Origin of the sequence: Streptomyces sp. NPDC059398 (assembly GCF_042751845.1) — a bacterium.
Lineage (GTDB): Bacteria > Actinomycetota > Actinomycetes > Streptomycetales > Streptomycetaceae > Streptomyces.
Map to the genome: position 1 here is coordinate 1,797 of NZ_JBHYWP010000196.1, position 1,842 is coordinate 3,638.

General features: G+C 74.8%; 2 protein-coding genes. One reads left to right on the top strand and one right to left on the bottom strand.

All coding sequences use genetic code 11. The features are described 5' to 3' along the window. Positions 1–137: 137 nt before the first annotated feature. Complete coding sequence (locus ACFXBC_RS34890) at positions 138–1,598, bottom strand: VWA domain-containing protein (RefSeq protein ID WP_385034089.1); 1,461 nt, start codon at positions 1,596–1,598, stop codon at positions 138–140. Between ACFXBC_RS34890 and ACFXBC_RS34895 the strand changes: the two genes are divergently transcribed. Then, positions 1,573–1,842: hypothetical protein (locus ACFXBC_RS34895; RefSeq protein ID WP_385034092.1), on the top strand; the 270-nt coding region annotated here is incomplete at its 3' end. The genes ACFXBC_RS34890 and ACFXBC_RS34895 overlap by 26 nt on opposite strands.

The window sequence follows — 1,842 nt, forward strand, 5'->3', positions numbered from 1 at the left end:
CCCGCCCCGGCTCCCGGGCGGGCCGTACTCCCTACAACAGCCCCCAACGCACCCGGGGCCACACCCGCTCCGCCGCCACCCGGGGGGGGCCCCCGGGCGGGGGCGGGGGCCCCCGGTCGGCCGGTGCGCGTGCGGTGTCAGCCCTTGCGCGCCGCCAGCCAGGCCGGGAAGGCCGCGAGCAGCTGCTCGTACACCTCGGAGTCGGCCAGCTCACGGGGGGCGGGGCCCGCGTGGAAGAACGCGGCGTGCGGGGAGTCCAGCTTCCGCAGGAAGTCGAACGCCTTCGACTCGTGGTCGCCGAAGGCCACGAACTGCCAGAACAGCGGCTTGTCCGCCACGGCGGCGATGGCCTGCTTGGCCACCACCTTGGCGTCCGGTGCGCCGTCGGTCTGGAAGATCACTAGGGCCGGGGCGGTGGGGTCGGCGGACTGCTCGTGCAGGGACGCGACCTCCTCGACGGCCCGGTGGTAGCTGGTACGGCCCAGCCGCCCCAGTCCGGCGTGCAGCTCGTCGACACGGCCCTCGTACGAGTCGAGCGTCAGCTCTCCGGTGCCGTCGATGTCCGTCGAGAAGAAGACGACACGGACGGTGGCCCGCTCGTCGAGGTGCGCGGCGAGGGCGAGCGTCTGCTCGCCGAGGGCCTGCGCGCTGCCGTCCTTGTAGTACGGCCGCATGGAACCCGACCGGTCGAGCACGAGATAGACGGTGGCCCTGGCCCCGCTCAGTCCGGCCTTGTCGATCTCGGCGCCGGCGGCCTGGTAGGCACTGACGAGCTGGGGTGCGCGTGCCGCGAGGTCGGTGGGGGTGTCGGCCGTGGCTGCGGTGGTGGGGGCGGGCGCGGGCTCTGCGTCGCTGACAGCTTCGGGCTCGGCCGCAACGGCTTCCTTCTCGGGCGCGGCTGCGGTGCCTTCGGGCTCGGTCTCGGGCTCGGGCTCGGCTACGACGGTTTCGGCTTCCGGCTCGGCCGGTTCTGCGTCCGTGGGCTCTGCGTCGGCGGGCTCTGCCTCAGCCTGGTCCGCGACGGCCTGGTCCGCGACCGGCTCGGTCTCCGGCTCCGCCGTCTCGTCCTCCACCGCCTCAACGGCCTCCGCCTCAACGGCCTCCGCCTCAACGGCCTCCGCCTCAACGGCCTCCGCCTCAACGGCCTCCGGCTCAACGGCCTCCGGCTCAACGGCGACCGGTTCCGTCTCGGTCTCGGTCTCGGGCTCCGCAGCGACCGGGTCGGCTTCGGTCGCCGTTGCCCCGGCCTCAGGTGCCTCGGCCGCCTCCGCCTCGGTCGCCGCCGCCTCAGCGGTCTCCGGCTCAACCGCCGTTGCCTCAGCCGCAACCGGTGCCTCTTCGCCAGCCGCTGTGTCCTCGGCGGTTCCGGTGGCGGTGGCGGGAGCCGACTCCGGTTCCGCCTCCGGTGCGGTCTGGTCCGATGCCTTCGCCTGGGCCGGGACAGTCGGCTCGGCCGGCCTCGGCTTCGGGTTGTCGAAGGCCTCCGCCACCAGATCGGACGCGATGCCGGTGCCGGACCTCCGCGCCGGCTTCGGCACCGTCTTCTCGGCGGCGGGCACGGAGGTCGACGTCTTGTCGGCCTGGGCGGGCAGCGACACCGTGCGGGACTTCTCCGACGACGAGGCCGACGACGCGGCCCCGGACGACGCGCCCTCCGACGACGCCCGTTCCGAGGACGCGTTCTCCGGCGTACCGCCGGCGGTGGCTGCCTTCTCCTGCGAATCCGGCGCCCCGGACAGACGTGTGCCCGCGGGGGGGTTCGTGCGGGGGGGCGGGGGCCGGGTAGGCCGCGGCGTCGCCCCTGAAGTATTTGTCCGCGCCCCGGCGCCCGGGGACACCCCG